This is a genomic window from Thalassotalea ganghwensis (genome assembly GCF_053485795.1).
In genome coordinates this window covers 39144-64323 of record NZ_JBQRUM010000012.1, presented here as the reverse complement: position 1 = coordinate 64323, position 25180 = coordinate 39144, and the positions used below count along the sequence as shown (strand labels likewise).

The 25180-nt window shown below is 39.6% G+C and carries 24 protein-coding genes; all 24 read right to left on the bottom strand.

The genetic code is table 11. The annotated features are described in order from the left end of the window. Window positions 1-235: 235 nt before the first annotated feature. On the bottom strand, window positions 236-1294 hold the full coding sequence (locus ACSLUH_RS13020) for a J domain-containing protein (protein WP_448567664.1): 1059 nt from the start codon (window positions 1292-1294) through the stop codon (window positions 236-238). Then, a complete protein-coding gene (locus tag ACSLUH_RS13015) occupies window positions 1291-2976 on the bottom strand; it encodes an Hsp70 family protein (RefSeq protein WP_448567662.1) in 1686 nt (561 codons plus the stop codon). The genes ACSLUH_RS13020 and ACSLUH_RS13015 overlap by 4 nt, the downstream gene beginning before the upstream one ends. A gap of 179 nt (window positions 2977-3155) precedes the next feature. Further along, on the bottom strand, window positions 3156-4988 hold the full coding sequence (gene glmS / locus ACSLUH_RS13010) for a glutamine--fructose-6-phosphate transaminase (isomerizing) (RefSeq protein ID WP_448567660.1): 1833 nt from the start codon (window positions 4986-4988) through the stop codon (window positions 3156-3158). Between the two features lie 18 nt (window positions 4989-5006). Continuing rightward, complete coding sequence (locus ACSLUH_RS13005; protein ID WP_448567658.1) at window positions 5007-5768, bottom strand: DeoR/GlpR family DNA-binding transcription regulator; 762 nt, start codon at window positions 5766-5768, stop codon at window positions 5007-5009. 121 nt (window positions 5769-5889) lie between these two features. After that, on the bottom strand, window positions 5890-6648 hold the full coding sequence (locus tag ACSLUH_RS13000; RefSeq protein WP_448567656.1) for a substrate-binding periplasmic protein: 759 nt from the start codon (window positions 6646-6648) through the stop codon (window positions 5890-5892). 3 nt (window positions 6649-6651) lie between these two features. Continuing rightward, complete coding sequence (glmU, locus tag ACSLUH_RS12995) at window positions 6652-8010, bottom strand: bifunctional UDP-N-acetylglucosamine diphosphorylase/glucosamine-1-phosphate N-acetyltransferase GlmU (RefSeq protein WP_448567654.1); 1359 nt, start codon at window positions 8008-8010, stop codon at window positions 6652-6654. Window positions 8011-8120: 110 nt separating this feature from the next. Further along, window positions 8121-8858 carry an oxygen-binding di-iron domain-containing protein gene (locus ACSLUH_RS12990; RefSeq protein WP_448567652.1) on the bottom strand — a complete coding sequence of 246 codons (738 nt, stop codon included), beginning with the start codon at window positions 8856-8858 and terminating at the stop codon, window positions 8121-8123. Then, window positions 8855-9472: a hypothetical protein gene (locus tag ACSLUH_RS12985; protein WP_448567650.1), complete on the bottom strand. Its 618-nt coding sequence runs from the start codon at window positions 9470-9472 to the stop codon at window positions 8855-8857. The genes ACSLUH_RS12990 and ACSLUH_RS12985 overlap by 4 nt, the downstream gene beginning before the upstream one ends. Window positions 9473-9617: 145 nt before the next feature. Continuing rightward, window positions 9618-10040 carry a F0F1 ATP synthase subunit epsilon gene (locus tag ACSLUH_RS12980; protein ID WP_448567648.1) on the bottom strand — a complete coding sequence of 141 codons (423 nt, stop codon included), beginning with the start codon at window positions 10038-10040 and terminating at the stop codon, window positions 9618-9620. Window positions 10041-10096: 56 nt separating this feature from the next. Next, window positions 10097-11482 (bottom strand): F0F1 ATP synthase subunit beta, encoded by a 1386-nt coding sequence (gene atpD / locus ACSLUH_RS12975; RefSeq protein ID WP_448567646.1) that lies wholly within the window; start codon window positions 11480-11482, stop codon window positions 10097-10099. Between the two features lie 42 nt (window positions 11483-11524). Next, the gene (gene atpG / locus ACSLUH_RS12970; protein WP_448567644.1) at window positions 11525-12385 is read right to left on the bottom strand and encodes a F0F1 ATP synthase subunit gamma; all 861 of its coding nucleotides are present in this window, start codon (window positions 12383-12385) and stop codon (window positions 11525-11527) included. A 26-nt stretch (window positions 12386-12411) separates the two neighbouring features. After that, window positions 12412-13953, bottom strand: a complete 1542-nt coding sequence (atpA, locus tag ACSLUH_RS12965; protein WP_448567642.1) for a F0F1 ATP synthase subunit alpha — start codon at window positions 13951-13953, stop codon at window positions 12412-12414. Between the two features lie 13 nt (window positions 13954-13966). After that, a complete protein-coding gene (atpH, locus tag ACSLUH_RS12960) occupies window positions 13967-14500 on the bottom strand; it encodes a F0F1 ATP synthase subunit delta (RefSeq protein ID WP_448567641.1) in 534 nt (177 codons plus the stop codon). Between the two features lie 14 nt (window positions 14501-14514). Continuing rightward, window positions 14515-14985 carry a F0F1 ATP synthase subunit B gene (gene atpF, locus ACSLUH_RS12955; protein ID WP_448567639.1) on the bottom strand — a complete coding sequence of 157 codons (471 nt, stop codon included), beginning with the start codon at window positions 14983-14985 and terminating at the stop codon, window positions 14515-14517. Between the two features lie 49 nt (window positions 14986-15034). Next, entirely contained in the window at window positions 15035-15271 is a 237-nt protein-coding gene (atpE, locus tag ACSLUH_RS12950) for a F0F1 ATP synthase subunit C (protein ID WP_074496250.1), read from the bottom strand. Window positions 15272-15386: 115 nt separating this feature from the next. Next, window positions 15387-16202: a F0F1 ATP synthase subunit A gene (gene atpB / locus ACSLUH_RS12945; protein WP_448567637.1), complete on the bottom strand. Its 816-nt coding sequence runs from the start codon at window positions 16200-16202 to the stop codon at window positions 15387-15389. A 30-nt stretch (window positions 16203-16232) separates the two neighbouring features. After that, window positions 16233-16625, bottom strand: a complete 393-nt coding sequence (locus tag ACSLUH_RS12940) for an ATP synthase subunit I (protein ID WP_448567635.1) — start codon at window positions 16623-16625, stop codon at window positions 16233-16235. Window positions 16626-16801: 176 nt separating this feature from the next. Next, window positions 16802-17689, bottom strand: a complete 888-nt coding sequence (locus ACSLUH_RS12935; protein WP_448567633.1) for a ParB/RepB/Spo0J family partition protein — start codon at window positions 17687-17689, stop codon at window positions 16802-16804. 21 nt (window positions 17690-17710) lie between these two features. Continuing rightward, window positions 17711-18511: a ParA family protein gene (locus ACSLUH_RS12930; protein WP_448567631.1), complete on the bottom strand. Its 801-nt coding sequence runs from the start codon at window positions 18509-18511 to the stop codon at window positions 17711-17713. A 23-nt stretch (window positions 18512-18534) separates the two neighbouring features. Next, complete coding sequence (gene rsmG, locus ACSLUH_RS12925) at window positions 18535-19161, bottom strand: 16S rRNA (guanine(527)-N(7))-methyltransferase RsmG (RefSeq protein WP_448567629.1); 627 nt, start codon at window positions 19159-19161, stop codon at window positions 18535-18537. Between the two features lie 20 nt (window positions 19162-19181). Further along, on the bottom strand, window positions 19182-21071 hold the full coding sequence (gene mnmG, locus ACSLUH_RS12920; protein WP_448567627.1) for a tRNA uridine-5-carboxymethylaminomethyl(34) synthesis enzyme MnmG: 1890 nt from the start codon (window positions 21069-21071) through the stop codon (window positions 19182-19184). 410 nt (window positions 21072-21481) lie between these two features. Continuing rightward, window positions 21482-21925, bottom strand: coding sequence for a flavodoxin domain-containing protein (locus ACSLUH_RS12915; protein ID WP_448567625.1), 444 nt, complete (start codon window positions 21923-21925; stop codon window positions 21482-21484). 98 nt (window positions 21926-22023) lie between these two features. Further along, window positions 22024-23409 (bottom strand): tRNA uridine-5-carboxymethylaminomethyl(34) synthesis GTPase MnmE, encoded by a 1386-nt coding sequence (gene mnmE, locus ACSLUH_RS12910; protein ID WP_448567623.1) that lies wholly within the window; start codon window positions 23407-23409, stop codon window positions 22024-22026. Between the two features lie 89 nt (window positions 23410-23498). Next, window positions 23499-25175 carry a membrane protein insertase YidC gene (gene yidC, locus ACSLUH_RS12905; RefSeq protein ID WP_448567621.1) on the bottom strand — a complete coding sequence of 559 codons (1677 nt, stop codon included), beginning with the start codon at window positions 25173-25175 and terminating at the stop codon, window positions 23499-23501. Window positions 25176-25180 lie beyond the last annotated feature (5 nt).

The window sequence follows — 25180 nt, the reverse complement described above, 5'->3', positions numbered from 1 at the left end:
ATAAACTCGGAAGAAAATTCAATAGGGATATGGCCAAAATTAAGGCCGTTATCCCTATCTTTCACCAGTATATACACCATACCAAATTTGTCACGAAACCACACCGCCAATCAAAAGATGTCAACTCACCAATAGCTTTTTACCACGGTTGTTAACGTATAGTAGGATTGAGATACAAAAAGTCAATAATCAAATACGAATGAGACACAAGCCTCACCGCTCCCTTTTAAAACAACTATATAGATGTGTGAAAGTTTCTCGCACGATAAAGGTTAATTAGCAGTAAAACGCCCACTATAGTGCCAATAGGAAACATAGACACAAGCACAAATGCGTAGATCCACACCCCGAAGAAAGCTGCTTTTTTTCGGCTTCTAATACCAAAAAACAAAATAGCTGTTATAAAACCAGCAATTGTACCAACAGTTGTTATGATCATGTCGCCTTTACTTAGTGAGCCAGCGACTAAAGCCAAACAGGCAATAAAATTTATGACCAAAGCAAAGCTTGATAATTTAACTACGTTATCATAAGCATTTAGAACCAATGCTACTTTTTCTTCACCAGATTGATTTGCTCGGTGTTGTTTTTTTATCACGCCACCTTTTACGGATTGTAAAAGTTGATCTTCGCGAGTAGCCAAACTTTGGCTATTAATATCTTTATATAGCCTTTTGGCTATATCTTCACCCAAATAATGAATTACCATGTCGAACTGACTAGACCAAGCAAAAATGGAATCCAAATACACAAGTACATCAGCTTTAACTGCAGCTCTTGTATCACGGTAAGTATGACCTTTTCGCCGCTTTGTAATAATATTTTTCTGGTTATACTCATCAATATAACTCAGGACAAACAAACCTAGCTGTTGATTAAAATGTGGATCTAGAATGTACTCTGATTTGGTGATGAAAGACCAAAATGAAAGACTATTTCTAACCAAGTCATCATGAATAGTCTCTTCTATTTTTGCTTTTAGTTTCTGATATTCCTTCTCTGCCTTGTCTTGATAGATCTGTTGCTCTTCACTCAATTCCACGTTATGTGAAACAGTGTTCTGCTCTGCTATTTCATTGGTATTTTCGACTTTTTTAACCTGCTCAACAGAGATATTCTTTGTTATCTTTTCTTTAGCAAGATAAAGCGCATATTTATAAGCTTCACTTAATTGTTGAAAGGCTTCTTTATCGTCTTCAGGGCGAGTAAATTTAAGCTTTTTTGCGTAAGCAGATTTTATATCTTTTAAACTATCCGTTTCATCAATATCTAAAACTTCCCAACAAGTTATCACACCCAATCCTCCTGCTCGAATTGTTCCAGTACTTTTTCAAAACTAGTGACAGCTTTAGCTATTTCAATTGGGTTTTGATTGTTTAAGACCGCTTCAAATTGACCGAGTAATCGACTAATTTCTTCTCTTTTTTGCCCTATACTGGTGGCAAAAATTCTTTCAGCTTGTGCGATAAGTTTCTTGTTAACTTCATCTTCTCTCGGATGAAATTTGAGTTTTTGTAATCGAGCTTTTGAAGCCTCTATTTCAGATTGAGATAATGCGCCAGGAGCATTTTCAATAATTTTGTTATATTTCTTGCCTGTCGATTGAACGGTTGCGTCAACTTCTAATAAGCCACTCATATCATAGCTATACCTAATAATGACCGATTCCTTAGCGGCTTTATTTCTAGGTACCTTTACCGTAAGCATCCCTAAAAATACGTTTTGCTGAACGTTCCTATGCTCACCTTGATAAACTTTAATCGTCATCAACTCCTGATTATCTTGAACAGTTACTAGTCCACGCTCAATACTTATCGGAACAGTAGAGTTGCGTTCGATAATAGGCATAAACGAACTCGCACCATGTTCGTTTTGAATTTCAGTTCCTAAAGTATAGGGACAAACATCAGTAAGCACTATATCTTCTAAAGCGGAATTTTTTCCAATGAGCCCTGCTTGAATTCCAGCACCAATTGATACCACTAAATCAGGATCTACATTACATGAAGGCAACCTACCAAACAATTTGGCTACGAGCATTTTAAAAAGTTTAAGACGAGTAGCACCACCGACTAAAATGACTTCATCAATATCAGATACTCGCATTTGAGCATCACTTAATGCTTGAATAATAGGCTGTTTAACTTTGAGAAGAATAGGTGTAACGACCTGTGAAAACCACTGTTGAGTAACTGACCACTTGAATGACTCTTTAGCTAATGTCAATTCTATGGTGTTACCATCAAACGTTTCTATATTTTTCTTAACATTTTCCATTTGCTGAAAGAGTTGATGCTTTTCTAATGAAGACAGTGATTTTTTTTCTATTGCAAGCTCAGATAAAACGCTATCAACTAAACTATCAACAATGTCTTCACCACCTAGATAGTTATTGCCTGCACTCGCGTGAACTTCCATAACTCCATCAAAATACTCCAATATAGAAACATCAAAAGTACCGCCCCCCATATCTAGTATCATGAACGTACCCTGAGCCCGCTCATCCAATCCATACGCCATTGCGGCTGCCGTGGGTTCATTAATTAGTCGTTTAACAGTAACTCCGGCTAACTCGCCAGCTAACTTAGTAGCAGCTCTCTGATTTTCATTAAAATAGGCAGGAACACTTATCACGACTTCTGAAACCTTTTTATCTAAAAAGTGTTCAGCATCTTCAATGAGAGACTTAATTACCAATGAAGATAGCTCTGGTGCAGAAAAGCTTTTTTTACCGAGTATTACTCTATGTTCGGTCCCCATAAGCCGCTTAAATATTGAAACGGTTTTTTCAGGGTATGAAATTAAACGTTCTTTCGCGACCTCTCCAACGACAACATTTCCTTGCTCATCTAGACCGACAATGGAAGGAGTCAAAAACTTCCCCAAACGATTGGAACATTGAACTAACTCATTTTCTTTCCAAACAGCAACTGCACTATTAGTTGTGCCTAAATCAATACCTATAATTGTCATCATCTACACCCTAAAAACAACTTCACAAAACTAAGTGAAAAATTTCCATATAACCAAAGAACACTTAAGCGATAGCGTTTCTTCTTATAATTTTTAATCGTTCAAGCTAAAAAAGCCCTGCTTTTCTTGATAAAGAAAGGGCTTAGATATCTTCTCTTATAGCTTAACCTTAAAAGCTATTTTTACTCAACGGTTACCGATTTTGCCAAGTTACGTGGTTGATCAACGTCTGTACCTTTGATAATTGCCACGTAATATGACAATAACTGCAACGGCAAGGTGTATACGATTGGTGCAATAATATCGTCGCAATGTGGCACGTTTATGACCGTCATGGTGTCATCACTTTCAAATTTTGCATCGGTATCAGCGAAAACATACATTAAACCGCCACGAGCACGAACTTCTTCGACGTTAGACTTTAATTTTTCAATCAAATCGTTTTGAGGCGCTACTACTATTACCGGCATTTCTGCGTCAATTAACGCGAGCGGGCCATGCTTTAATTCGCCGGCAGCGTATGCTTCAGCGTGTATGTAAGAAATTTCTTTGAGCTTTAAAGCACCTTCCATGGCAATAGGGTACTGGTCGCCACGGCCTAAAAATAGCGCATGATGTTTATCAGCAAAGTCTTCCGCTAAATCTTCAATAGATGCAGCGAGTGAGAGCACTTCATCTAACTTATTTGGTAAAGTCATTAACGATTGGGCAATTTCTTGTTGCGTAGATTCTAACATACCATGATGCTGGCCAATGGCTAAGGTCATCATTAACAAGCCAACTAATTGCGTAGTAAACGCTTTGGTAGATGCTACACCAATTTCTGCGCCAGCCTTGGTCATAAAAGCGAGATCTGATTCACGCACTAACGACGAGCCTGGAACGTTACAAATGGTTAAACTGGCGCGATAGCCTAAATCTTTCGCTAAGCGCAATGCGGCGAGGGTATCCGCTGTTTCACCAGACTGTGAAATCGTTACTAACAAAGCATTTTTAGGGACATGTGATTTACGGTACCTAAACTCACTGGCAATTTCGATATTACAAGAAACGCCAGCCATAGCTTCCAACCAATAACGCGCCACCATACCAGAGTGATAACTGGTACCGCAGGCGATAATTTGCACATGTTCAATCTCTTTGAAAATATCATCAGCGCCTTGACCAAAACTATTTTGATCAAGCTTGCCACCAATTAACCTACCTTCTAAGGTATTGCGAATTGCTGTTGGCTGCTCATAGGTTTCTTTAAGCATGTAATGACGGTATTCACCTTTATCACCGCTGTCTTGGCTTACTTCATGCTCTTTTGCTTCACGCGTTACTGGTTGGCCATTCGTATCAAAAACGCTCACTTCATATCGTGTTACTTCGGCAACGTCACCTTCTTCTAAGAACGCAAATTTACGCGTAACAGGTAATAGTGCCATCATATCTGAAGCAATGAAGTTTTCTCCTAAGCCATAACCAATAACAAGTGGGCTACCAGAGCGCGCAACAACGAGGCGACTGTTATCATTACTGTCCATAACCACCGTACCATAGGCACCTTCAAGTTGTTTAACCGTTGTTTGCACGGCAGTCAGTAAAGAAGACGCAGTTTTTAGCTCGTGATGGACTAAGTGGGCAATCACTTCCGTATCAGTCTCAGAGCTAAACTGATAACCTAAGTTTTGTAGTTTTTCTCTCAGCTCCTGATGATTTTCAATAATACCATTGTGAACCACGGCAATATTGTCACTGGAAATATGTGGATGAGCATTAATTTCACTTGGCGCGCCATGTGTAGCCCAGCGAGTATGAGCGATACCGGTGCCACCAGAGATAGGTTGTGCAATCAATGCATCTGCTAATTCTTGTACTTTACCTAAACGGCGGGCACGCTTGAGTTGCTGATCGTGGTCGATTATCGCAACCCCCGCTGAATCATAACCTCGATACTCTAACCGCTTTAATCCTTCAACCAAGATATCAGCAACATCACGTTGCGCTACTGCACCAACAATTCCACACATACTCTTATCCTTTACCTATTACTTGGCACAAACAAGGTTTACACCTTGCGCCACTAACTGTTCTCTTATTTCTGGCGACAAATCATCATCGGTGATCACCGTATGTATCTGTTGCCAAGGAATTTCTAAATTCGGGATTTTCCGATTAAACTTATCGGATTCAACCATGACAATCACTTCACGTGATACCTGCGCCATAACTTGGCTTAACCCTAATAATTCATTAAACGTTGTTGTACCGCGCTCTATATCGATACCATCTGCACCGATAAACAACTGATCAAAGTCATAAGATCGCAGAACACTTTCAGCAATTTTTCCTTGAAATGATTCAGAATGGGGATCCCAAGTACCGCCGGTCATTAGCAAGGTCGGTTCATCTTCAAGGGCATGAATATCTTGCGCAATTGACAATGAATTGGTCATCACCACTAAACCGTCTTTTTTACCAATTTGCTGAACCAAGGCTGACGTCGTACTACCACTATCAATAATAATACGGTTGTGATCTCTGATCAGGCTGGCTGCTTTCTTTGCTATTGCTACCTTTCGTTTCGAAACTTTTTCATTTTTTGGTTCAATGAGTTCTGTAGGTAAGGGAACTGCACCACCATAACGACGCAATAATAACCCGCTATTTTCAAGCGCTGCCAAATCTTTTCTGATAGTAACTTCTGAGGTATCAAACTTCTTCGCCAACTGATCAACGCTAACTTCACCATGTTGGTTAAGTTCTGTGATGATAATATGACGACGCTGCTTGGTATTTCTTTTTGACATATCTTTCGATTGACCACTTTAAATTTCAAAACGAAAGTTATTATAAGTTTTTTGACTATTTAATCAATATTTTCTTTTCGGTGACACCAATAATATTGATAAGACGCAAAGCGTAAGGATTTTACTCACTAATTAAAGGCTTATATTTGAGAAGTCGTTGGTAGTTATCGCTTTTCTTAACGGCAGAGCTCGCTTTAATCAACATTTCAGCTAGTGCAGGATCGGAAGCTTTATTAAGAGCGATATATCCTTCCTTCTTAGTTTCAGGAAAGCTTGAGTAATGAATATAGTCTTCACCTTTTAAATTTTTGGCAGCAAAATAATTGGCGAACACCGCTGGAGGCGTAAAAACAAGGTCAACTTTTTTATTAAGTAGCATCGATATCGTCTCATCCACCGAACTAACCACATATAAGTTAACGCCTTCACTGAAGCTTTTAGATGTTAAAAAGTGATGGCTAGCCGATCCTCTAACGACAGCAACGACCTTTGTTTTCGCTTGTTCGATGGAAGTTATATAGTTCTCTGGCAACGCTTTTAAAGAAATAAAAGACTTAACGACATCACTAACCTTCAACAACCAATGAAACAATGCTTCCCTTTCAGGAGTTCTAATAACAGTTAATAGCATGGTATTAGGACGGTTTTTAGCAATATTAAACGCTCGAGACCAGGGCATAAATTCGATACGTCCATGCAAACTAGCTTGCGCGAGTATCATTTGAAGTAATTCAGCACTTGGCCCTTGAGCGGTATTATTGACTTGATATTGTAAAAGCTTTCTCTCATCAGCAACAATTCGTAATGGCAATTGCTCAGCTTTCAAATAGCCGGTAAATACCAAAGTGATAATCAATAAACTTTTACTTAATAGCTTCATCAGTTACTTTTTTGTTGGTCGTTGCCATCCGGTAATATTTTTTTGTTTGCCTCGCGCAATTGCAAGTTCGCCACTATCAACGTCTTTAGTTACAACAGAGCCAGCACCTATCGTTGCTACACTTCCAACAAATACTGGAGCAACAAGCGAACTGTTTGAACCGATAAAAGCATGATCATCAATAATGGTTTGAGACTTATTAACACCATCATAGTTACAAGTAATCGTTCCTGCACCTATATTGACGTACTTACCGATAGTTGCATCACCTAAATAGGTCAAATGACCCGATTTACTACCTTCACCTAGGACCGATTTTTTCATCTCGACAAAGTTACCGACATGAGAGTTTTTATTCATTATGCTATCTGGACGTAAACGCGCAAAAGGGCCAACCGAGCAATCATCCCCAATCACCGCCCCTTCAATAATAGTATTAGGTTTAATGACAACATTTTCACCGATAGAGCAATCTTTCAAAATACAATTTGCACCAACACTGACATTATTAGCAAGAACTACCTCACCTTCAAATATGCAATTAATATCGATTTTAACTTCCTGACCGATAACTATCTTACCGCGAATATCAATTCGGTGAGGATCACGTAAGCTAGCCCCCGCTATCATTAATTGCTCTGCTTCTCTTAATTGAAAAGCTCGTTCGAGTGCAGCTAATTGCATACGATTATTAGCTCCTTCAACTTCTATAGCTGAATCTGGATGAGCAGTCTCAATGGTTTTTCCCTCTTGATGACAAGCCGCAATAATATCCGTTAAATAATACTCTCCTTGGGCGTTATCATTAGAAAGGTTGCTCAACCAACGTTTTAAATCGCCACCATTGGCAAATAAAATGCCAGTATTAACCTCATTAATTTTATGTTGTTCTGCCGTAGCATCTTTATGCTCAACGATACCGACAACGTTGCCATTGTCTCTGACGATACGACCATATCCTGTTGGATCTTGAAGATTAACCGTAAGCAAAGACATTCCCATTTCTGGTTTAACCGCAATGAGTCGCTCTAGCGTAGACACTTGTGTTAACGGCACATCGCCATAAAGCACCAAAATATTTTCATCGTCTTTTATATAAGGGCTTGCCATATCAACTGCGTGGCCAGTGCCTAACTGCTCTTTTTGTTCAACAAAGGTCAGATCATCACCAGTCACCGAGGCTTTAAGCACTTCGCCACCAAAGCCATAGACAACGTAAATATTTTCAGCGTTAAGTAACCTTGCAGCATCTATCACATGACTAACCATTGGTTTGTCTGCTATAGGGTGAAGTACTTTAGGCAAAGAGGAGCGCATGCGAGTCCCTTTTCCCGCCGCTAAGATAACAACTGATAAACTCATAATATTTCCGTAACTGATAAACCTAGTTTATTGTAACTAGGTTTTAGCAACGATGGCTATGGTTAAGCAGTTAAAATTTCATAATTTTAATATGATAAAGATTCCTTTAGTTATTTGTCCAACAACTTACCAACTTCCAGAGCTTCAAACCAATCAAGAAAACGCTGTACATCGTCACCTTTGAATATTCTGCCATGCTGGGGGCACATCATATCTATATCTAGCTTTCTTACGCGATTTACCCAGTCATTTTTTGCTTTATTAGACGGCATCCAACGTTGATGAAATAACTTCATCTTTTCAATATGTGTAGTAAAGTTTTCTACAAACATAGGTGACTCTGCTGGTTCAAGTGCAGCGCCAATATCACCAGACATCAATATCTTAGCGTCCGGGTCGTAAACATTAAAATTACCAGATGAATGTAAATAGTGTGCGGGAATAAATTCAAGTTTCACATTGTCGATTACTAACGAACTGCCTTTATCAGGTATTGGATTATAATTGATATTATTCATGCCAAAATGGCGGATAAATCCTTCCCAAAGCCAAGGCGAATGAAGAGTGGCATTATTCAATGCTTGGTCCCATAACCCCAAAGAAGAGATAATATCTGGGTCTTGATGGGAGGCGAATAAATGCGTTATTTGCTCTACCGGAATTTGCTTTATTACCATAGCCAGCATGGCAGAAAATAATTCAATGCCACCTGGATCCATTAACAGAGAGTTATTTTTTGTAATAACGATATATTGATTAGTATCGATAATTTCATCAGGTTTTTCGTCGTCACGACCAAACACCAGCCATTGATGACTATTACTTTCAAAAAGTGGAAATACTTTCATGAGCGTTCCTGCTCCAACGAGCTTACAAGTTGTAAAGAAGAGCTAATATACTCTCTAATAATATCAGCTGACTGTTCAACGTTATCTGCAACATTTTTCAATTGCTCTTCAAAGGAAGGGCCTGCTTGAGAAGCTTCAACACGCGATAAAGTCGCTAGTATAATCGCTGTTCTAAGTTCATCTTTAAGTTGCTCAAGCTGATTAGTCAATGCGATAAGTTTTTTACGGTACTCGCTTCCTAAGCTGCTTTGCTCTTTGACGGTTCTGCGGTAACCGGATGATAAGGTATCGATATACGGGCTATCTTTTGCCTTTTGATAAACCTTTTCGAAGTAACCGATAGCGCTATCAGTGCGAAACTTATTGCTAGCTATTTTACTTAGCTCTGCTGCAATTTGATTTATTTGAAGTGAGGACGAGATGGTTATATTAGCTAATCGATCAATAAAGTCCGTTAACGGCCTAAAACCAGCGGCTTTCATGCCAGCACGTAACGCAACAGCTCTGGCATTACTGGCAGTTAAAGAAAGGTTTTTCGCGATATGGGTAGCTGCATTGAGCTTTGAGGCAACAACCGCCGCTGCAACAAAATAACTATAGTTCGTTTCCGTCATTTATCATTATTTTTCCATTAGTTATAAAAAAACTATAGTTAATATTTCTAAAAACGCACGACTATTGAATAAAATTTTAGCAAAAAAAAAACGACCATAATCGGTCGTTTTTATCACTAAAACTTAGTGTTCTTTTCAGTTAGGCTTAAATTTTCTTTTTAGCCGCTTGAATAACACGTAATTGCGCTACAGCACGAGCAAGTTCAGCAGCAGCTTCTGCGTAGTTCACGTCATCGCCGTGAGCATTCATATGCTCTTCAGCACGTTTCTTCGCTTCTTCAGCAGCTTGCTCATCCAAATCATCAACGCGTGTTGCAACATCTGCAAGCACGGTAACATGGTTCGGCTGAACTTCTAGCATACCGCCAGATAAATAGAGAACTTCTTCTTCTCCACCTTTCTTAACGATTCTTGCCATACCTGGTTTTAGTGAGGTCAGTAAAGGCGCGTGACCAGGCATAATACCTAATTCACCTTCACTACCTGTGATCTGTAATGATTCAATAGGGCCAGAAAACAAACTTTCTTCAGCACTAACAACATTCAGATTGACACTCGTATATGTCATGTTGACCTCCTAAACAGGCAATTAGCATCAATTAAGAAGCTAATTGCCAACCTACATTACATGTTTTTAGCTTTTTCAGTTGCTTCTTCGATAGAACCAACCATGTAGAAAGCTTGCTCTGGTAAATCGTCGTAATCACCGGCAAGAATGCCTTTAAAGCCAGCAATTGTGTCTTTAAGTGATACGTACTTACCAGGTGAACCTGTAAATACTTCTGCTACGAAGAACGGCTGAGATAAGAAACGCTGAATCTTACGAGCACGAGATACTGTTTGCTTGTCTTCTTCAGAAAGCTCATCCATACCTAAGATTGCGATAATATCTTTAAGTTCTTTATAACGTTGTAACGTTGATTGAACGCCACGAGCAACTTCATAATGCTCAGTACCAATGACTAATGGATCTAATTGACGTGATGTTGAGTCAAGTGGATCGATAGCAGGGTAGATACCTTGTGCTGCGATATCACGGCTAAGTACAACAGTTGCGTCTAAGTGAGCAAAGGTTGTTGCTGGGCTCGGGTCAGTCAAGTCATCTGCAGGTACGTATACCGCTTGGATTGAAGTGATTGAACCTTTCTTAGTTGAGGTAATACGCTCTTGTAATACACCCATCTCTTCTGCAAGAGTTGGCTGATAACCTACCGCAGAAGGCATACGACCTAATAGTGCTGATACCTCAGTACCCGCAAGTGTATAACGATAAATGTTATCAACGAAGAAAAGTACGTCACGACCTTCGTCACGGAACTTCTCAGCCATTGTCAAACCTGTCATCGCAACACGTAAACGGTTTCCTGGAGGCTCATTCATCTGACCGTAAACCAACGCCACTTTATCAAGTACGTTTGAATCGTTCATTTCATGATAGAAGTCGTTACCCTCACGAGTACGCTCACCAACACCAGCGAATACAGAGTAACCACTGTGCTCGATAGCGATGTTACGGATAAGCTCCATCATGTTTACGGTTTTACCAACACCAGCACCACCGAATAAACCAACTTTACCACCCTTAGCGAATGGACATACTAAGTCGATTACTTTGATACCAGTTTCTAACAACTCATTCGCAGCAGCTTGGTCAGCATATGCTGGCGCTTCACGATGAATTGACCATCTTTCTTCTTCGCCGATTGGGCCAGCTTCATCAATTGGCTCACCCAATACGTTCATAATACGACCCAAAGTAGCAGTACCTACTGGTACTTGGATGTTATTACCTGTGTTTTCTACGTTCAGACCACGACGCAAACCGTCAGATGAACCCATAGCGATTGAACGAACTACGCCACCGCCTAATTGCTGTTGTACTTCAAGTACTAAGCCTGAAAGGTCACCTTCAGTAACTTTTAATGCGTCATATACCTGAGGTACAGCATCTTGTGGAAACTCTACGTCCACAACTGCGCCAATGATTTGGACGACTTTACCTGTACTCATGTTTAATCCTCTATAATTGTGCTCTTTTACAAGAACATTTACCTATACCGCTGCAGCACCTGCACAAATTTCACTCAACTCTTGAGTAATACTTGCTTGACGCGCTTTGTTGTATACCAATTTCAATTCGCTGATTAAATCACCCGCGTTATCTGTTGCGGCTTTCATCGCAACCATACGAGCAGCTTGCTCACATGCGAGGTTTTCAACTACACCTTGATATACTTGAGACTCTGTGTAACGAACCAATAACTGATCAAGTAATACTTGCGCATCAGGCTCATATAAGTAGTCCCAACGATGTTTTATTGCGTCATCGTCTGACTTTGGTAAAGGTAAAAGTTGATCGATGGTCGGCTGTTGTGTCATCGTATTAACAAACTTGTTGAATACGATAAACAACCTATCTATGTCACCATTGTCATAGGCATTCAGCATCACCTTAACACTACCGATAAGGTCAGTAACTGAAGGGCTATCACCCAACCCAGAAATTTGTGATGTTACGTTGGCGCCCATGCTATTGAAAAAAGCTGTTGCTTTAGAGCCAACAACACCAAATTCAACTTCTGCACCTTGAGACTGCCATTTGGCAGCATCATTTAACACTTGCTTAAATAAGTTAATATTTAAGCCACCACATAATCCACGGTCGGTAGAGACAACGATATAGCCTACGCGCTTAACTTCACGCTCTTCCAAATAAGGATGGCGATATTCTAAGTTACCAAGCGCGATGTGACCGATCACATTTCGCATATTTTCAGCGTATGGACGAGAGGCAGCCATAGCATCCTGCGCTCTACGCATTTTGCTTGCTGCAACCATTTCCATCGCGCTGGTGATTTTCTGCGTATTTTGTACGCTTCCAATCTTCGATTTTATCTCTTTAGCGCCGGACATGACTCTACTCTCCGAAAGTTAACAAATTACCAAGTTTGCGTAGCTTTGAATGTTTCAATTGCTTTCGCTAAACCTGCTTCGATTTCACCGTTGTAATCGCCACTTTCGTTGATTGTAGCCATTAAATCAGCACACTCATTTTTCGCGTAAGTTAATAACGCCGCTTCAAAATCAACAATTTTGTTAATTTCTACGTCTGTTAAATAACCTTTTTCCGCTGCAAATAACGATACAGCAGTTTCAGCGATTGATAATGGGCTATATTGCTTTTGCTTCATTAATTCAGTAACACGTTGACCATGCTCTAATTGAGCACGAGTTGCGTCATCTAAGTCTGAAGCAAATTGAGCAAACGCTGCTAATTCAGCATATTGCGCTAAGGCTAAACGGATACCACCACCTAATTTCTTGATGATTTTCGTTTGCGCTGCACCACCAACACGAGATACCGAGATACCCGCATTTACCGCTGGGCGAATACCCGCGTTAAATAGGTTAGATTCTAAGAAGATCTGACCATCAGTAATCGAAATTACGTTAGTTGGTACGAAAGCAGAAACGTCACCCGCTTGTGTTTCAATGATAGGTAATGCAGTTAATGAACCTGTCTTACCTTTTACTTCACCGTTGGTAAAACGCTCAACGTAAGCTTCGTTTACACGAGCAGCACGTTCTAATAAGCGTGAGTGAAGATAGAATACGTCACCTGGGTATGCTTCACGTCCTGGTGGACGACGTAATAACAATGAAATTTGACGATAAGCAACAGCTTGCTTAGACAAATCATCGTATACGATTAACGCATCTTCACCGCGGTCACGGAAGTATTCACCCATGGTACAACCTGAGTATGGCGCTAAGTATTGTAACGCTGCAGCTTCTGAAGCAGATGCAACAACAACAATAGTATTTTCTAAAGCACCGTGCTCTTCTAAAGAGCGTACTACGTTTGCAACAGTTGATGCTTTTTGACCAACAGCAACGTAGATAGATTTGATACCTGTGTCTCTCTGGTTGATGATAGCATCTAATGCGATTGCCGATTTACCAACTTGACGGTCACCGATGATAAGCTCACGCTGACCACGACCAATTGGAATCATTGAATCGATTGATTTGATACCAGTTTGCACTGGCTCATCTACAGATTTACGATCGATAACACCAGGAGCAACCACTTCTACTGGAGAAAAGCCATCATTATCGATTGGACCTTTACCATCAATTGGTTCACCTAAGGTGTTAACTACACGACCTAATAGGCCACGACCTACTGGTACTTCTAAAATACGACCAGTACCTTTTACTTTTACGCCTTCAGCAAGGTCCGCATAAGGACCCATAACTACCGCACCGACCGAATCACGGTCAAGGTTTAACGCGATAGCGTAACGACTGCCAGGAAGTTCGATCATTTCGCCTTGCATTACATCAGCAAGACCATGGATACGAATAATACCGTCAGTTACAGAAACGATAGTACCTTCGTTACGAGCTTCACTAACTACGTCAAACTTCTCAATTCTATTCTTGATCAGTTCAGCGATTTCAGTGGAATTCAGTTGCATGCTCTGTTCCCCGTTAAGATTGCATTGTTGTTGCTAAACGATCCAGTTTACCTCGTACTGAACCGTCAATAACTAAGTCGCCCGCTTTAATTAATAAGCCTGACACGACGTTAGCGTCTACAACACAATTGAGCTTTACTTTTCTAGCCAAACGCTTTTCAAGCGCGGCGCTAATTACTTTTTGTTGCGCTGCTTTTAATTTAACAGCAGATGTAACATCCACAGATATCTCTTTCTCGTATTCAGCTTTTAATGCGCTAAATAGTTCTAAGACTTGTGGTAGCACCAACAAACGTTCATTTTCAGCCATTACTTTAACTAAGTTTTGGCCATTGCTGTCGAGTTGCTCGTCACAAACTTTTAAAAATATGTCTGTGGCCTGCTCAACTGACGCGCCACCAGATAGGTAGCTTGTCATTGTTTCGTTTTGAGCAACTTCTGCAGCAAACACTAACATATCAAGCCAGTTGTCTACGGCACCATTTTCAACAGCAAAGTCGAACGCTGCTTTAGCGTAGGGACGAGCGACGGTTGTCAATTCAGACATAGCTCTATTCCCTCTTAAAGTTCAGCTACAAGTTTATCTAAGATGTCGCTATGAGCAGCGGCATCAATTGAACGCTCGAGAATTTTCTCAGCACCAGCAACAGCAAGAACCGCAACTTGTTTGCGTAATTCTTCTTTTGCTTGGTTACGTTCAGTCTCAATTTCTGCATGACCTGAAGCTAAGATTTTTTCTTTCTCAGCTTGAGCTTTAACAGCAGCTTCTTCAATAATTTGTGCTTCACGCTTTTTAGCAGCTTCAACAATCTGTGCTGCTTGCGCTTTAGCTTCTTTTAATTGCGCCGTGGCTTTTTCTTGCGCTAAGGCAAGGTCTTTAGCTGCACGGTCAGAAGCGGCTAAGCCGTCTGCAATGGTTTTCTGACGAGTTTCAATCGCACCAATAATTGGTGGCCATACAAACTTCATACAGAAAATTACGAATACGACAAATGCGATCATTTCACTGATAAAAGTGACATTAACGTTCATTTGTGTACCTCCTATTAAATATGACGATTAAAAAAGACTGATTTATTAATTAGCCAATTTTAACGAATAGGATGTATAGACCCATTGCAACACCGATGATTGCGATCGCATCGATAAGACCAGCAACGATGAACATCTTAACTTGAAGTTGAGGTGCTAATTCTGGTTGACGAGCAGCAGATTCTAAGAACTTACCACCTAAAAGACCGAAACCGATCGCTGTACCTAATGCACCTAAGCCGATAAGTAACGCAGCTGCTACATATAGTAAACCTAAGTTTTCCATTTTTATCTCCGATTATTAAAGTAAAATTAAAAGTTAAAAGTTAAAATTTTGTTTGGGTTTCCTTACCCTTTGCCCTTCGGGCCGGTTTTCACCGTTCTAACCTAATCCCGAAAGGTTAGTGATCTTCGTGCGCTAAACTCAAATAAACAATAGTTAGCGTCATAAAAATAAATGCTTGCAATGGAATAACCAACAAGTGGAATGCTGCCCATAAGAAGTGAGGGCCGAATATTTGCCAAACACCCATGGTTGCAATCAAGATGAATATCAATTCACCAGCATATAAATTACCAAACAAACGCAATGCTAATGAAAGTGGACGAGCTAATAATGTAACCACTTCAAGCACAAAGTTGACCGGATAGAGTGTCCAATGACCAAAAGGCTGCACACTCAATTCTTTAATAAATCCACCAACACCTTTTACTTTGATTGAATAGTAAATAATCAACCAAAATACACCTAGCGCTAACGCTAGAGTCATATTGATATCGGTAGTTGGGACTGATTTGATATAGTGAATCCCGACAAGACTAGCAAGTGTTGGGATCAAATCAACGGGTACCCAATCCATTGCATTCATTAACAATACCCAGACAAATATGGTTAATGCTAATGGCGCAATAACAGGGTTATTACCATGAAATGAGCTTTTTACGCTGTCTTCAACAAATTCAACGATCATTTCGACCGCGCATTGAAGTTTACCTGGAACACCAGTTTCAGCTTTTTTCGCAACAGAACGGAAGATATATAAAAATACCATACCTAAGAAAAGCGACCAGCCTAATGTATCAATGTGTAATGTCCAAAAGCCTGCATCAGCACATGCTTTGTTAAAAGCAACGCCGCCGTCAGCCATACACATTTTAGCATTAGTTAAATGGTGGCCTATATATTCTTGGCTGGTTATTTCAGCACTTGAAGCCATAGTTTAGTCCTAATGATTAAAGTTTAAAGTCTAAATTTTTATAAAAATTGGTGTTAGTAATGGCATCGCCAAAACCAAACAAAATCCTGTTAAAAAAGCCGACGGCACCAGCACTAAAAATTTAAAAGCGAGTGCGAATAAGATAGCCGTTAATGCTAATTTTAATTTTGCGCCACTATAAAATGACTTAGCCACTAATTGGGCTTTACTTGCGCCTGCATATCTAAATGCCTTAAGTGCAAACACAACATTAGGGATTATCACTACAATGCCACCAACCAAAGTTGAATATGCATAGGATAATCCCCAAATAAAATATGTTGTTACCGTACAAGCTATTACGACGATGCACATAGCAAATAATTGTTTTATGGCAAATTGCCGACCATTTTTTGCTAAGGCATTATTTTGCCAAGTACTCACTTGACTCTCCAAACGAAAATCTTCGTAAAACTTATACACTTTTAAAGTCGTTTTAATAACTTTAAAAAGTCGACGCAAGTATACTTAATTACGGCGTGAATGCAACAAAAGAGGGCATTTGTTGCCCTCTTTATAAACGATTATTAGTGTTTTTTTTTATTACTGTGATTAAAGCACTAAAAAGAGCTGAATCTGGCTACTATTCCGTCAAGCTCATCAAGATTACTGTATGAAATAACCATTTTACCCTTACCTTTCTTACTATGGGTAATAGTAACTTGTGAGCCAAGTTTTTCAGATAAATTCTGCTCTAAAGATTTAGTGTCAGGATCTTTTTCTTTTTCAACTTTTGGTTTTTCTGGCTGTTGAAGCTTTTTAATCAAGGCTTCCGTTTCGCGAACCGTTAGTTCTTTTGCTGCAACTGTTCTTGCAGTCGCGGTTTGCAGATCATTTTCCAAAGCAAGCAAAGCGCGTGCATGGCCCATTTCAATATCGCCATGTTCTAATAACGTTTTAACTTCAGCATTAAGATTATTTAATCGCAATAAGTTACTAACAGCCGTTCGCGATTTGCCTACCGCATCAGCAACTTCCTGATGAGTTAATTCAAACTCTGTTAATAAGCGCTCAAGCGCGACCGCTTCTTCCATAGCGTTGAGGTCTTCACGTTGAATATTTTCAATCAACGCCATAGCAACAGCTGCCTCATCAGGCACATCTTTTATCAAACAAGGAACAAGATCGATTTCTGCCAATTGAGCTGCTCGCCAACGACGTTCACCGGCAATAATCTCATAGTTATCAGCATCGATAGGGCGAACAACGATAGGTTGAATGATGCCTTGCGACTTAATCGAAGAAGAAAGTTCTTCCAACGCATCTGGTGACATATCTTTACGCGGTTGATACTTACCAGGACGTAACTTTTCTATTGGTAATTTTTGTAATTCACTTTGATCAGCTTTAGACGTAATTTCTTGATCTTCAGATGCTTTATGCTTCGGAGCACTGGTAAGAAGGGCATCTAAGCCTCGACCAAGGCCTCTTCGTTTTGATGGACTCATAATATTCCTTGCTGATTGTTCTTATGACGCAGCGGTTTGCTTTTTCGCTTTTCGTTCTTGCTCTGCTTTTCTTAATATTTCACCGGCTAAGGCTAAATATGCTTTGGCACCTGTAGACGATTTATCATAATACATTACCGGCGCTCCAAAACTTGGGGCTTCAGCCAAACGAACATTTCTAGGGATAACCGTGCGATACACTTTATCGCCAAAATGGCGTTTTAATTGTTCAGAAACATCATTTGCTAATCGATTACGTGGATCATACATAGTTCGTAAAATCCCCTCAATATGTAAATCGCCGTTTACAACAGCGGTTAATTGAGAAATGGTATCCATTAATGCTGTCAATCCTTCTAACGCATAGTATTCACATTGCATTGGCACTAAAACAGAATCTGCGGCAGTCATCGCATTAACAGTGAGCATATTTAGCGAAGGAGGGCAGTCGATAATGATAAAGTCATAATAGTTAACCACAGGCGCTAATGATTTTTTTAAGCGCTGCTCTCTGGCATAGACTTCCATGAGCTTGATCTCTGCAGCAGTTACATCGGTATTGGCAGCTAGTAAATCGTAAAGTCCACTCGTTTCTTTACAAACGACCTGCTCAAAGGGCTTTTCATCGATAAGTAACTCATAGCAAGTTGCTGGTACTTCATATTTATCAATACCACTCGCCATGGTGGCATTACCTTGCGGATCAAGGTCTATTAATAAAATCTTCCGTTTAGTCGCGGCTAGCGATGCGGCTAAATTTACTGCGGTAGTCGTTTTTCCTACACCACCTTTTTGGTTGGCAACTGCGATTATTTTTCCCACAAGCACCTCAAACCTTATTATTATTAGAGCTTCTTAAGTTCAATTAAATGTCGTTCACCGACGAGTTCCGGTACGATGATAGAGTGACTTTGCACACAAAGAATATCTTCTGGCAAATTTGACAGTTCTTGTTCAGGAAACTGTCCTTTAAGCGCAAAAAAACGGCCTTTATCCACATCAACAAGGTGTTTACACCAGCCAACCATATCTTCCATTGAAGCAAACGCACGGCTTAACACACCGTCATAAAAATTCTCAGGGTGATGTTCTTCAACCCGACTTAATACTGGTGTTACATTAGCAAGTTTTAATTGAAAAACAACCTGTCGCAAAAATGTAATTCGCTTTCCTAAACTATCAAGTAAAGTAAATTCTTTTTCAGGATACATAATTGCTAAAGGAATACCTGGTAACCCTGGTCCAGTGCCAACATCGATAAGTCGTTGACCATGAATATGCGGGCCAACCATTAAACTATCCATAATATGCTTTATCAGCATATCACTGGGATTTCTTACCGAAGTTAAATTGTACGCTTTATTCCACTTTGCCAGCATTTCAACGTACTGAATCAACAATGACTTTTTTTGTTCATCTAGCTGCAATTGCGTTTGACGCAATAAGCCTTCTAGTTCTTGTTGTAATGACATTAACTTCTATCCAGTGAGCGTTATGCTGATTTACGTAATAGTCCATGTTTTTTCAAATACACCAGCAATAGCGATATTGCCGCCGGTGTAATACCAGATATTCTTGATGCTTTGCCGATAGTTTCTGGTTTCGCTTCTGTTAATTTTGCCACTACTTCATTTGATAAGCCAGAAATTTGACGATAATCAAATTCAATTGGGATTAAAGTATCTTCATGACGCTTTTTCTTTGCAATATCATCTAGTTGTCGTTCTATGTAACCCGCATACTTAATTTGTATTTCTACTTGTTCAGCAGCTTGACGATCAACTAATGGTTCACCTAAGCCCTCAATGGCCATCAGATCATCGTATCTAACTTCAGGACGACGAATAAGATCTTCCAATGAGTTTTCTCGGCTAATCGGGGTTTTAACTAATTGATTAATCTGTTCAACGGCACAGTGATCTTTTTGGATCCACGTTGATTTTAAACGTTGGCGTTCCAATTCGATTGATTCCATTTTTTGGTTGAAGCGAGTCCAACGGCTCTCATCAACCAAACCAAGTTTGTAACCAATTTCGGTTAGGCGAATATCAGCATTATCTTCTCTTAGCAATAAACGATATTCTGCTCGAGAGGTAAACATCCGGTAAGGTTCTTTTGTCCCTAACGTCGCTAAATCATCAATAAGAACGCCCATATATGCTTGATCGCGTCCTAGGATGAGTTCATCTTTACCTTGAACGCGAGCAGCGGCATTCGTTGCAGCAATTAAGCCTTGAGCACCAGCTTCTTCATAGCCGGTAGTACCGTTAATCTGCCCAGCAAAATATAGATTTTCAATGAATTTACTTTCTAACGTTTGTTTCAAATCTCGAGGATCGAAAAAGTCATACTCAATAGCATATCCAGGTCGCGTTATATGAGCATTCTCAAAGCCTTTAATCGAACGAACTAAATCCATTTGCACATCAAAAGGTAAACTGGTTGAAATACCATTTGGATAAATTTCGTGCGTTGTTAACCCCTCTGGCTCAACGAAAATTTGATGAGTTTCTTTATCAGCAAATCGCATTATTTTGTCTTCAATTGAAGGACAGTATCTAGGGCCAACGCCTTCAATAACACCGGTGTACATCGGTGAGCGATCTAAGCCATTACGAATAATGTCATGAGTTTTGCTATTGGTATGAGTGATGTAACATGAAATTTGTTTAGGATGATCTTCTCGCGATCCCATAAAAGAGAATACAGGACGAGGTTCATCACCCGGTTGTTCTTCCATTACCGAAAAATCTAAACTGCGTGCATCTAATCGTGGTGGGGTACCCGTTTTTAAACGGTCAATCCTAAATGGCATGTCTCGAAGCTTGTTTGCTAGATTAACACTCGCAGGATCACCAGCTCGACCACCTTGATAATTATTGAGGCCAATATGGATTTGTCCTGCAAGAAAAGTCCCAACGGTAAGTACAACAGTTTGACCTTTAAATTTCAATCCCATTTGGGTTGAGACACCAACGACACGATCGTTCTCAAGGATAAGATCATCACATGGTTGTTGGAAGATCGTTAAGTTAGGCTGATTTTCTAAAAAATTTCTTACAAATGAACGGTATAGCGCCCTATCTGCTTGTGCTCGAGTTGCTCTTACAGCAGGTCCCTTACTTGCATTTAAGGTACGAAATTGTATCGCGGAATGATCAATAGCGGTTGCCATTAATCCACCTAAGGCATCGATTTCTTTAACTAAATGTCCTTTTCCGATCCCACCAATAGCCGGGTTACAAGACATTTGGCCAAGAGTATCAATATTATGAGTAAGCAATAATGTTTTGCAGCCCATACGAGCAGAGGCCAACGCAGCTTCTGTCCCAGCATGACCACCACCAACAACGATTACATCATATGAGTCTTGATACCACATTTAATGAACAACCTTATACCGCAATAAATTATAAAAAGGGCACGTATTTTACCTGTTTTTAATCATTAGGGGAATGATCATTTTATAGAAAAGATCACGTTAGGATCTTTCTAATAATATATAAGATCTATTTAAAGATCTTATTATTACTTATTATTAGATCAGAGCGTTTCTGTTGATAAGTCTATTTTATACATTAATTTCATTTAGTTAAGTGATCCATTAACTTGTGATCAAACATTGATCATTTCACGTATAAGCTATGATCAAAAAGCCTGTTTATCCACAGAGCTAATTTGAATCATTATTATATACTGAATAACAACCGGTAATTAATAGGTTATTAGCGTAGTTATCCACATTACGTGGTATTTACCCCTTGATTAGTGGATAACTTATGTATAAACACTTTATAAATGATCTTTATTTTCTTCAATCCAGATCTGAGCAAGCTCTTCGGGATCACCTTCATCGAGCATATCGTAGGTTTTTAATGGGATTATTTCTTTGCAACCTTTTGATTTTAATAGGCTTGATAAGTTTTTGGCGGCTAAACAGAATGTATCATAGCTACTGTCACCAACACCAATAACAAAGAAGGGTATGCCATGTAGATCGTCTGATGAGTTTTCAATCGAATCTACGAAAGCTGCGATATTATCTGGATAATCTCCTGCACCATGTGTTGATGTACAGATTAGCCATATTTGGTTGTTTTTTGCTATTTCTTGATAATTTGGCTGTAAATGCAATTCAACATTATGCCCAAGTGATAATAGGGTTTCTTGACATGCTTCAGCAATATACTCGGTTCCTCCGAGCATACTGCCAACGATTATTTGAATATTTGCCATAGTTGTTCTCGCTTGGTTGAATTAGCGAGATTATGGCTTAATAAGGGCGGTACTTACAGTATATTGTTACTTCAATTGGTATTACATTGTCCCTTGCTTTATTTGCCAATACAGAACGAAGAGAAGATTTGTCCTAAAAGATCATCATTGGTAAATTCACCCGTGATCTTATTAAGTTCTTGTTGGCATAACCTAAGTTCTTCAGCCAAAATTTCACCGGCAACATAGGATTCGAGTTGTTCTAAACCGGTAACTAAATGGTAGTGAGCTTGTTCTAATGCTGCTAAATGACGCCTGCGAGCCATAAAGCCCCCTTCAAGGTTACCTTGATAACCCATGATGGCCTTTAAGTGCTCTTTAAGTGCAGTAACACCATCGCCGGTTTTGGCTGATAGGGTAATGATTGGGTGCTCAGCTTGATCGTTTAAGCCGGTTTTAGCACCAGAAATATCGGCTTTGTTTTGTACTATGGTAAGACCGATATTTTCAGGTAAACGATCAAAAAATTCTGGCCATAATGCCTTATGATTAAGATTTTGTTCGTTACTCGAGTCAACCATTAGTAAAATGCGGTCTGCTTGTTTAATCTCTTGCCAAGCTCGCTCTATACCTATTTGCTCCACTTTATCATCGCTGTGGCGTAATCCAGCTGTATCAACAATGTGAAGTGGCATACCATCGATATGTATTTGCTCTGTTAGTACATCACGAGTTGTACCTTCTATATCTGTAACGATGGCGCTTTCTTTGCCGCTTAATGCATTTAGTAAGCTTGATTTTCCTGCATTAGGTCGCCCAGCAATAACAACCCTCATACCTTCTCTAATAATGGCTCCTTGTTGTGCTTGTTGTTGGACATGCTCAACTTCGCGAATAATCGCTTTTAAATCTGATACGATTTTCTCATCAGCAAGAAAGTCTATTTCTTCTTCAGGAAAGTCAATAGCTGCCTCAACATACATTCGTAAATGTATGGTGTTCTCTACCATAGCGTTAACCAGTTTAGAGAAATCACCTTGTAGCGAATTCAAGGCGCATCGAGCAGCTTGTTCTGAACTTGAATTAATAAGATCAGCAATAGCCTCCGCTTGGGTAAGGTCTAACTTATCATTCAAAAATGCCTGTTCACTGAACTCTCCAGGGTTTGCCATCCTGACATCAGGTAACGATAATATCTCCTTCAATAACATATCGAGTATTACTGGACCGCCATGCCCTTGTAATTCAAGTACATCTTCTCCCGTGAATGAATTAGGACCCTTAAAGAATAAAGCAATACCTTGATCTAATGCGTGGCCTTTTAAACTGTTGAAGGTTAAGTACTCTGCTTTTCGAACTTCTGGTTGTCTATTTAAAATAGCTAATGCAACTTTCTTAGCTGCTGGACCTGATACTCGAATTATTCCTACACCACCTCTTCCAGGAGCTGTGGCTTGTGCGGCTATCGTTTCTTTACCAGCGAGTGTTGAAGTAGATTGACTCATGATTTGCCTAATTAAATCGTCGTTATTTCAAGATTATAAATGTTTTTTACTTTAGGATAAAAAAAAGCGACATAAGTCGCTTTTCTTCGTTATTTACTGGCCTTGGCCTTTGCCATGCCAGAAAAGATCATCTTCATCTGAACAATAGAAATTATATTACTGACTAACCAGTACAAAACTAAACCTGATGGGAACCAGAAGAAGAAAATGGTAAACATCACTGGCATGTATTGCATAATTTTTTGTTGCATTGGATCTTGAATGGTCATCGGTTGCATTTTTTGCATAACAAACATGCTGATACCCATTAAGATTGGCAGTATGTAATAAGGATCCTTCGACGATAGATCTTGCAGCCATAAACCAAATGTCGCGTGACGCAATTCGACACTTTCTAAGAAAACCCAATACAGTGCTAAGAAGATAGGCATTTGTATTATCAATGGTAAACAACCACCTGCAGGGTTGACCTTTTCTTTTCGATAAAGCTCCATCATCGCTTGAGACATTTTTTGTCTATCGTCTCCGAAGCGCTCTTTTAGTTGTGTCATCTTAGGCTGAAGATCTCGCATTCTCGCCATTGAAGTATATTGAGCTTTCGTTAATGGATACATTGCACCTTTAACGATTAGGGTGATAATAATTATCGCTAAGCCCCAGTTACCAACGCCACCTAGGTTGATATCCATTCCCAATAGCGATGCTTGACCACTTTGAATGAACAGGAGCAACCAATGCAATGGTTGGCTGATCATAAATAAGAAGCCAAAATCTACGGTTAGATCCAAACCATCTGCTATTTCAGCTAATTTATCTTGATCTTTAGGACCAACATAGAAAATGGTTGATGCAGTTTTTTGCTCATTAGGGTCAATAATTAACGCTGGCGCTTTAAAGCCGATAACCGCTTCGTTGTTTCGAGAATAACTGGTATATAGCTGGTTAACTTGCTCTGCGTTAGGAATCCATGAAGAGACAAAGTAGTGCTGAAGCATAGCAACCCATCCACCTTGGGTTGAAACATTTAAGTTTGCATCTTTAATATCTTCAAAGTCATACTTTTCGTAGCGTTCTTCGGATGTTGAATATGCTGCACCACGATAGGTCGGGATCAACGCGCTCGAACTGTCTACCGTCGCTGATTGTTTTAATTGTGCATAAAGCTCAACACTTGCGGCTGTCGAAGAGTTATTATCAATTATGTAATCTAAATTAACTTTGTAACTTCCTGGGTAAAACGTAAAACGTTTAGTAACGCTCAAACCGTTTTCAGCGCTATAAGTTAAATCTACAATTAAGTTGTTATTATCCGTTAAGCTGTATGTTGTTTGTTCGGTGCGATAGATAGGTCGGCCTTTTACTACTCTATCAATACCTTGAGCACCGGTTAAGCCACTTTGAGCAACATAATTAAAGTTACCAGATTGCATTATTTTAAAAGGTACACCGCTGCCTTGCTCTGTCTCATATTGCAATAGGGTTGCTTCTACAATATCACCACCTTGGGTGTTAATTTTTAAATCCAATACATCTGTTTTAACAGAGATTAGTTTTTGTGTTGAAGCGACTTTATTAACTTTTGGTGAGGCCGTACTGCTAGATGCAGGAACATAGTCATCATTGGTATTGTTGCTTACTTCGTTTGTTTCAGCACTAACCATAGCTTCAGGCGTTGGTGCAGGTGCATTATCTAATGTCCATTGCTGGTATAACAGAAACGTTACAACCATTAATGCAATGAAAAGAAAACTACGTTGAGATTCCATAAAGT

What these genes read in the sequence shown, in the direction of transcription:
- ACSLUH_RS13015 (WP_448567662.1), bottom strand. Translation starts at nt 2,976, where the DNA reads ATGATGACAATTATAGGTATTGATTTAGGCACAACTAATAGTGCAGTT.
- glmS (WP_448567660.1), bottom strand. Translation starts at nt 4,988, where the DNA reads ATGTGTGGAATTGTTGGTGCAGTAGCGCAACGTGATGTTGCTGATATC.
- ACSLUH_RS13005 (WP_448567658.1), bottom strand. Translation starts at nt 5,768, where the DNA reads ATGTCAAAAAGAAATACCAAGCAGCGTCGTCATATTATCATCACAGAA.
- ACSLUH_RS13000 (WP_448567656.1), bottom strand. Translation starts at nt 6,648, where the DNA reads ATGAAGCTATTAAGTAAAAGTTTATTGATTATCACTTTGGTATTTACC.
- glmU (WP_448567654.1), bottom strand. Translation starts at nt 8,010, where the DNA reads ATGAGTTTATCAGTTGTTATCTTAGCGGCGGGAAAAGGGACTCGCATG.
- ACSLUH_RS12990 (WP_448567652.1), bottom strand. Translation starts at nt 8,858, where the DNA reads ATGAAAGTATTTCCACTTTTTGAAAGTAATAGTCATCAATGGCTGGTG.
- ACSLUH_RS12985 (WP_448567650.1), bottom strand. Translation starts at nt 9,472, where the DNA reads ATGACGGAAACGAACTATAGTTATTTTGTTGCAGCGGCGGTTGTTGCC.
- ACSLUH_RS12980 (WP_448567648.1), bottom strand. Translation starts at nt 10,040, where the DNA reads ATGACATATACGAGTGTCAATCTGAATGTTGTTAGTGCTGAAGAAAGT.
- atpD (WP_448567646.1), bottom strand. Translation starts at nt 11,482, where the DNA reads ATGAGTACAGGTAAAGTCGTCCAAATCATTGGCGCAGTTGTGGACGTA.
- atpG (WP_448567644.1), bottom strand. Translation starts at nt 12,385, where the DNA reads ATGTCCGGCGCTAAAGAGATAAAATCGAAGATTGGAAGCGTACAAAAT.
- atpA (WP_448567642.1), bottom strand. Translation starts at nt 13,953, where the DNA reads ATGCAACTGAATTCCACTGAAATCGCTGAACTGATCAAGAATAGAATT.
- atpH (WP_448567641.1), bottom strand. Translation starts at nt 14,500, where the DNA reads ATGTCTGAATTGACAACCGTCGCTCGTCCCTACGCTAAAGCAGCGTTC.
- atpF (WP_448567639.1), bottom strand. Translation starts at nt 14,985, where the DNA reads ATGAACGTTAATGTCACTTTTATCAGTGAAATGATCGCATTTGTCGTA.
- atpE (WP_074496250.1), bottom strand. Translation starts at nt 15,271, where the DNA reads ATGGAAAACTTAGGTTTACTATATGTAGCAGCTGCGTTACTTATCGGC.
- atpB (WP_448567637.1), bottom strand. Translation starts at nt 16,202, where the DNA reads ATGGCTTCAAGTGCTGAAATAACCAGCCAAGAATATATAGGCCACCAT.
- ACSLUH_RS12935 (WP_448567633.1), bottom strand. Translation starts at nt 17,689, where the DNA reads ATGAGTCCATCAAAACGAAGAGGCCTTGGTCGAGGCTTAGATGCCCTT.
- rsmG (WP_448567629.1), bottom strand. Translation starts at nt 19,161, where the DNA reads ATGTCATTACAACAAGAACTAGAAGGCTTATTGCGTCAAACGCAATTG.
- mnmG (WP_448567627.1), bottom strand. Translation starts at nt 21,071, where the DNA reads ATGTGGTATCAAGACTCATATGATGTAATCGTTGTTGGTGGTGGTCAT.
- ACSLUH_RS12915 (WP_448567625.1), bottom strand. Translation starts at nt 21,925, where the DNA reads ATGGCAAATATTCAAATAATCGTTGGCAGTATGCTCGGAGGAACCGAG.
- mnmE (WP_448567623.1), bottom strand. Translation starts at nt 23,409, where the DNA reads ATGAGTCAATCTACTTCAACACTCGCTGGTAAAGAAACGATAGCCGCA.
- yidC (WP_448567621.1), bottom strand. Translation starts at nt 25,175, where the DNA reads ATGGAATCTCAACGTAGTTTTCTTTTCATTGCATTAATGGTTGTAACG.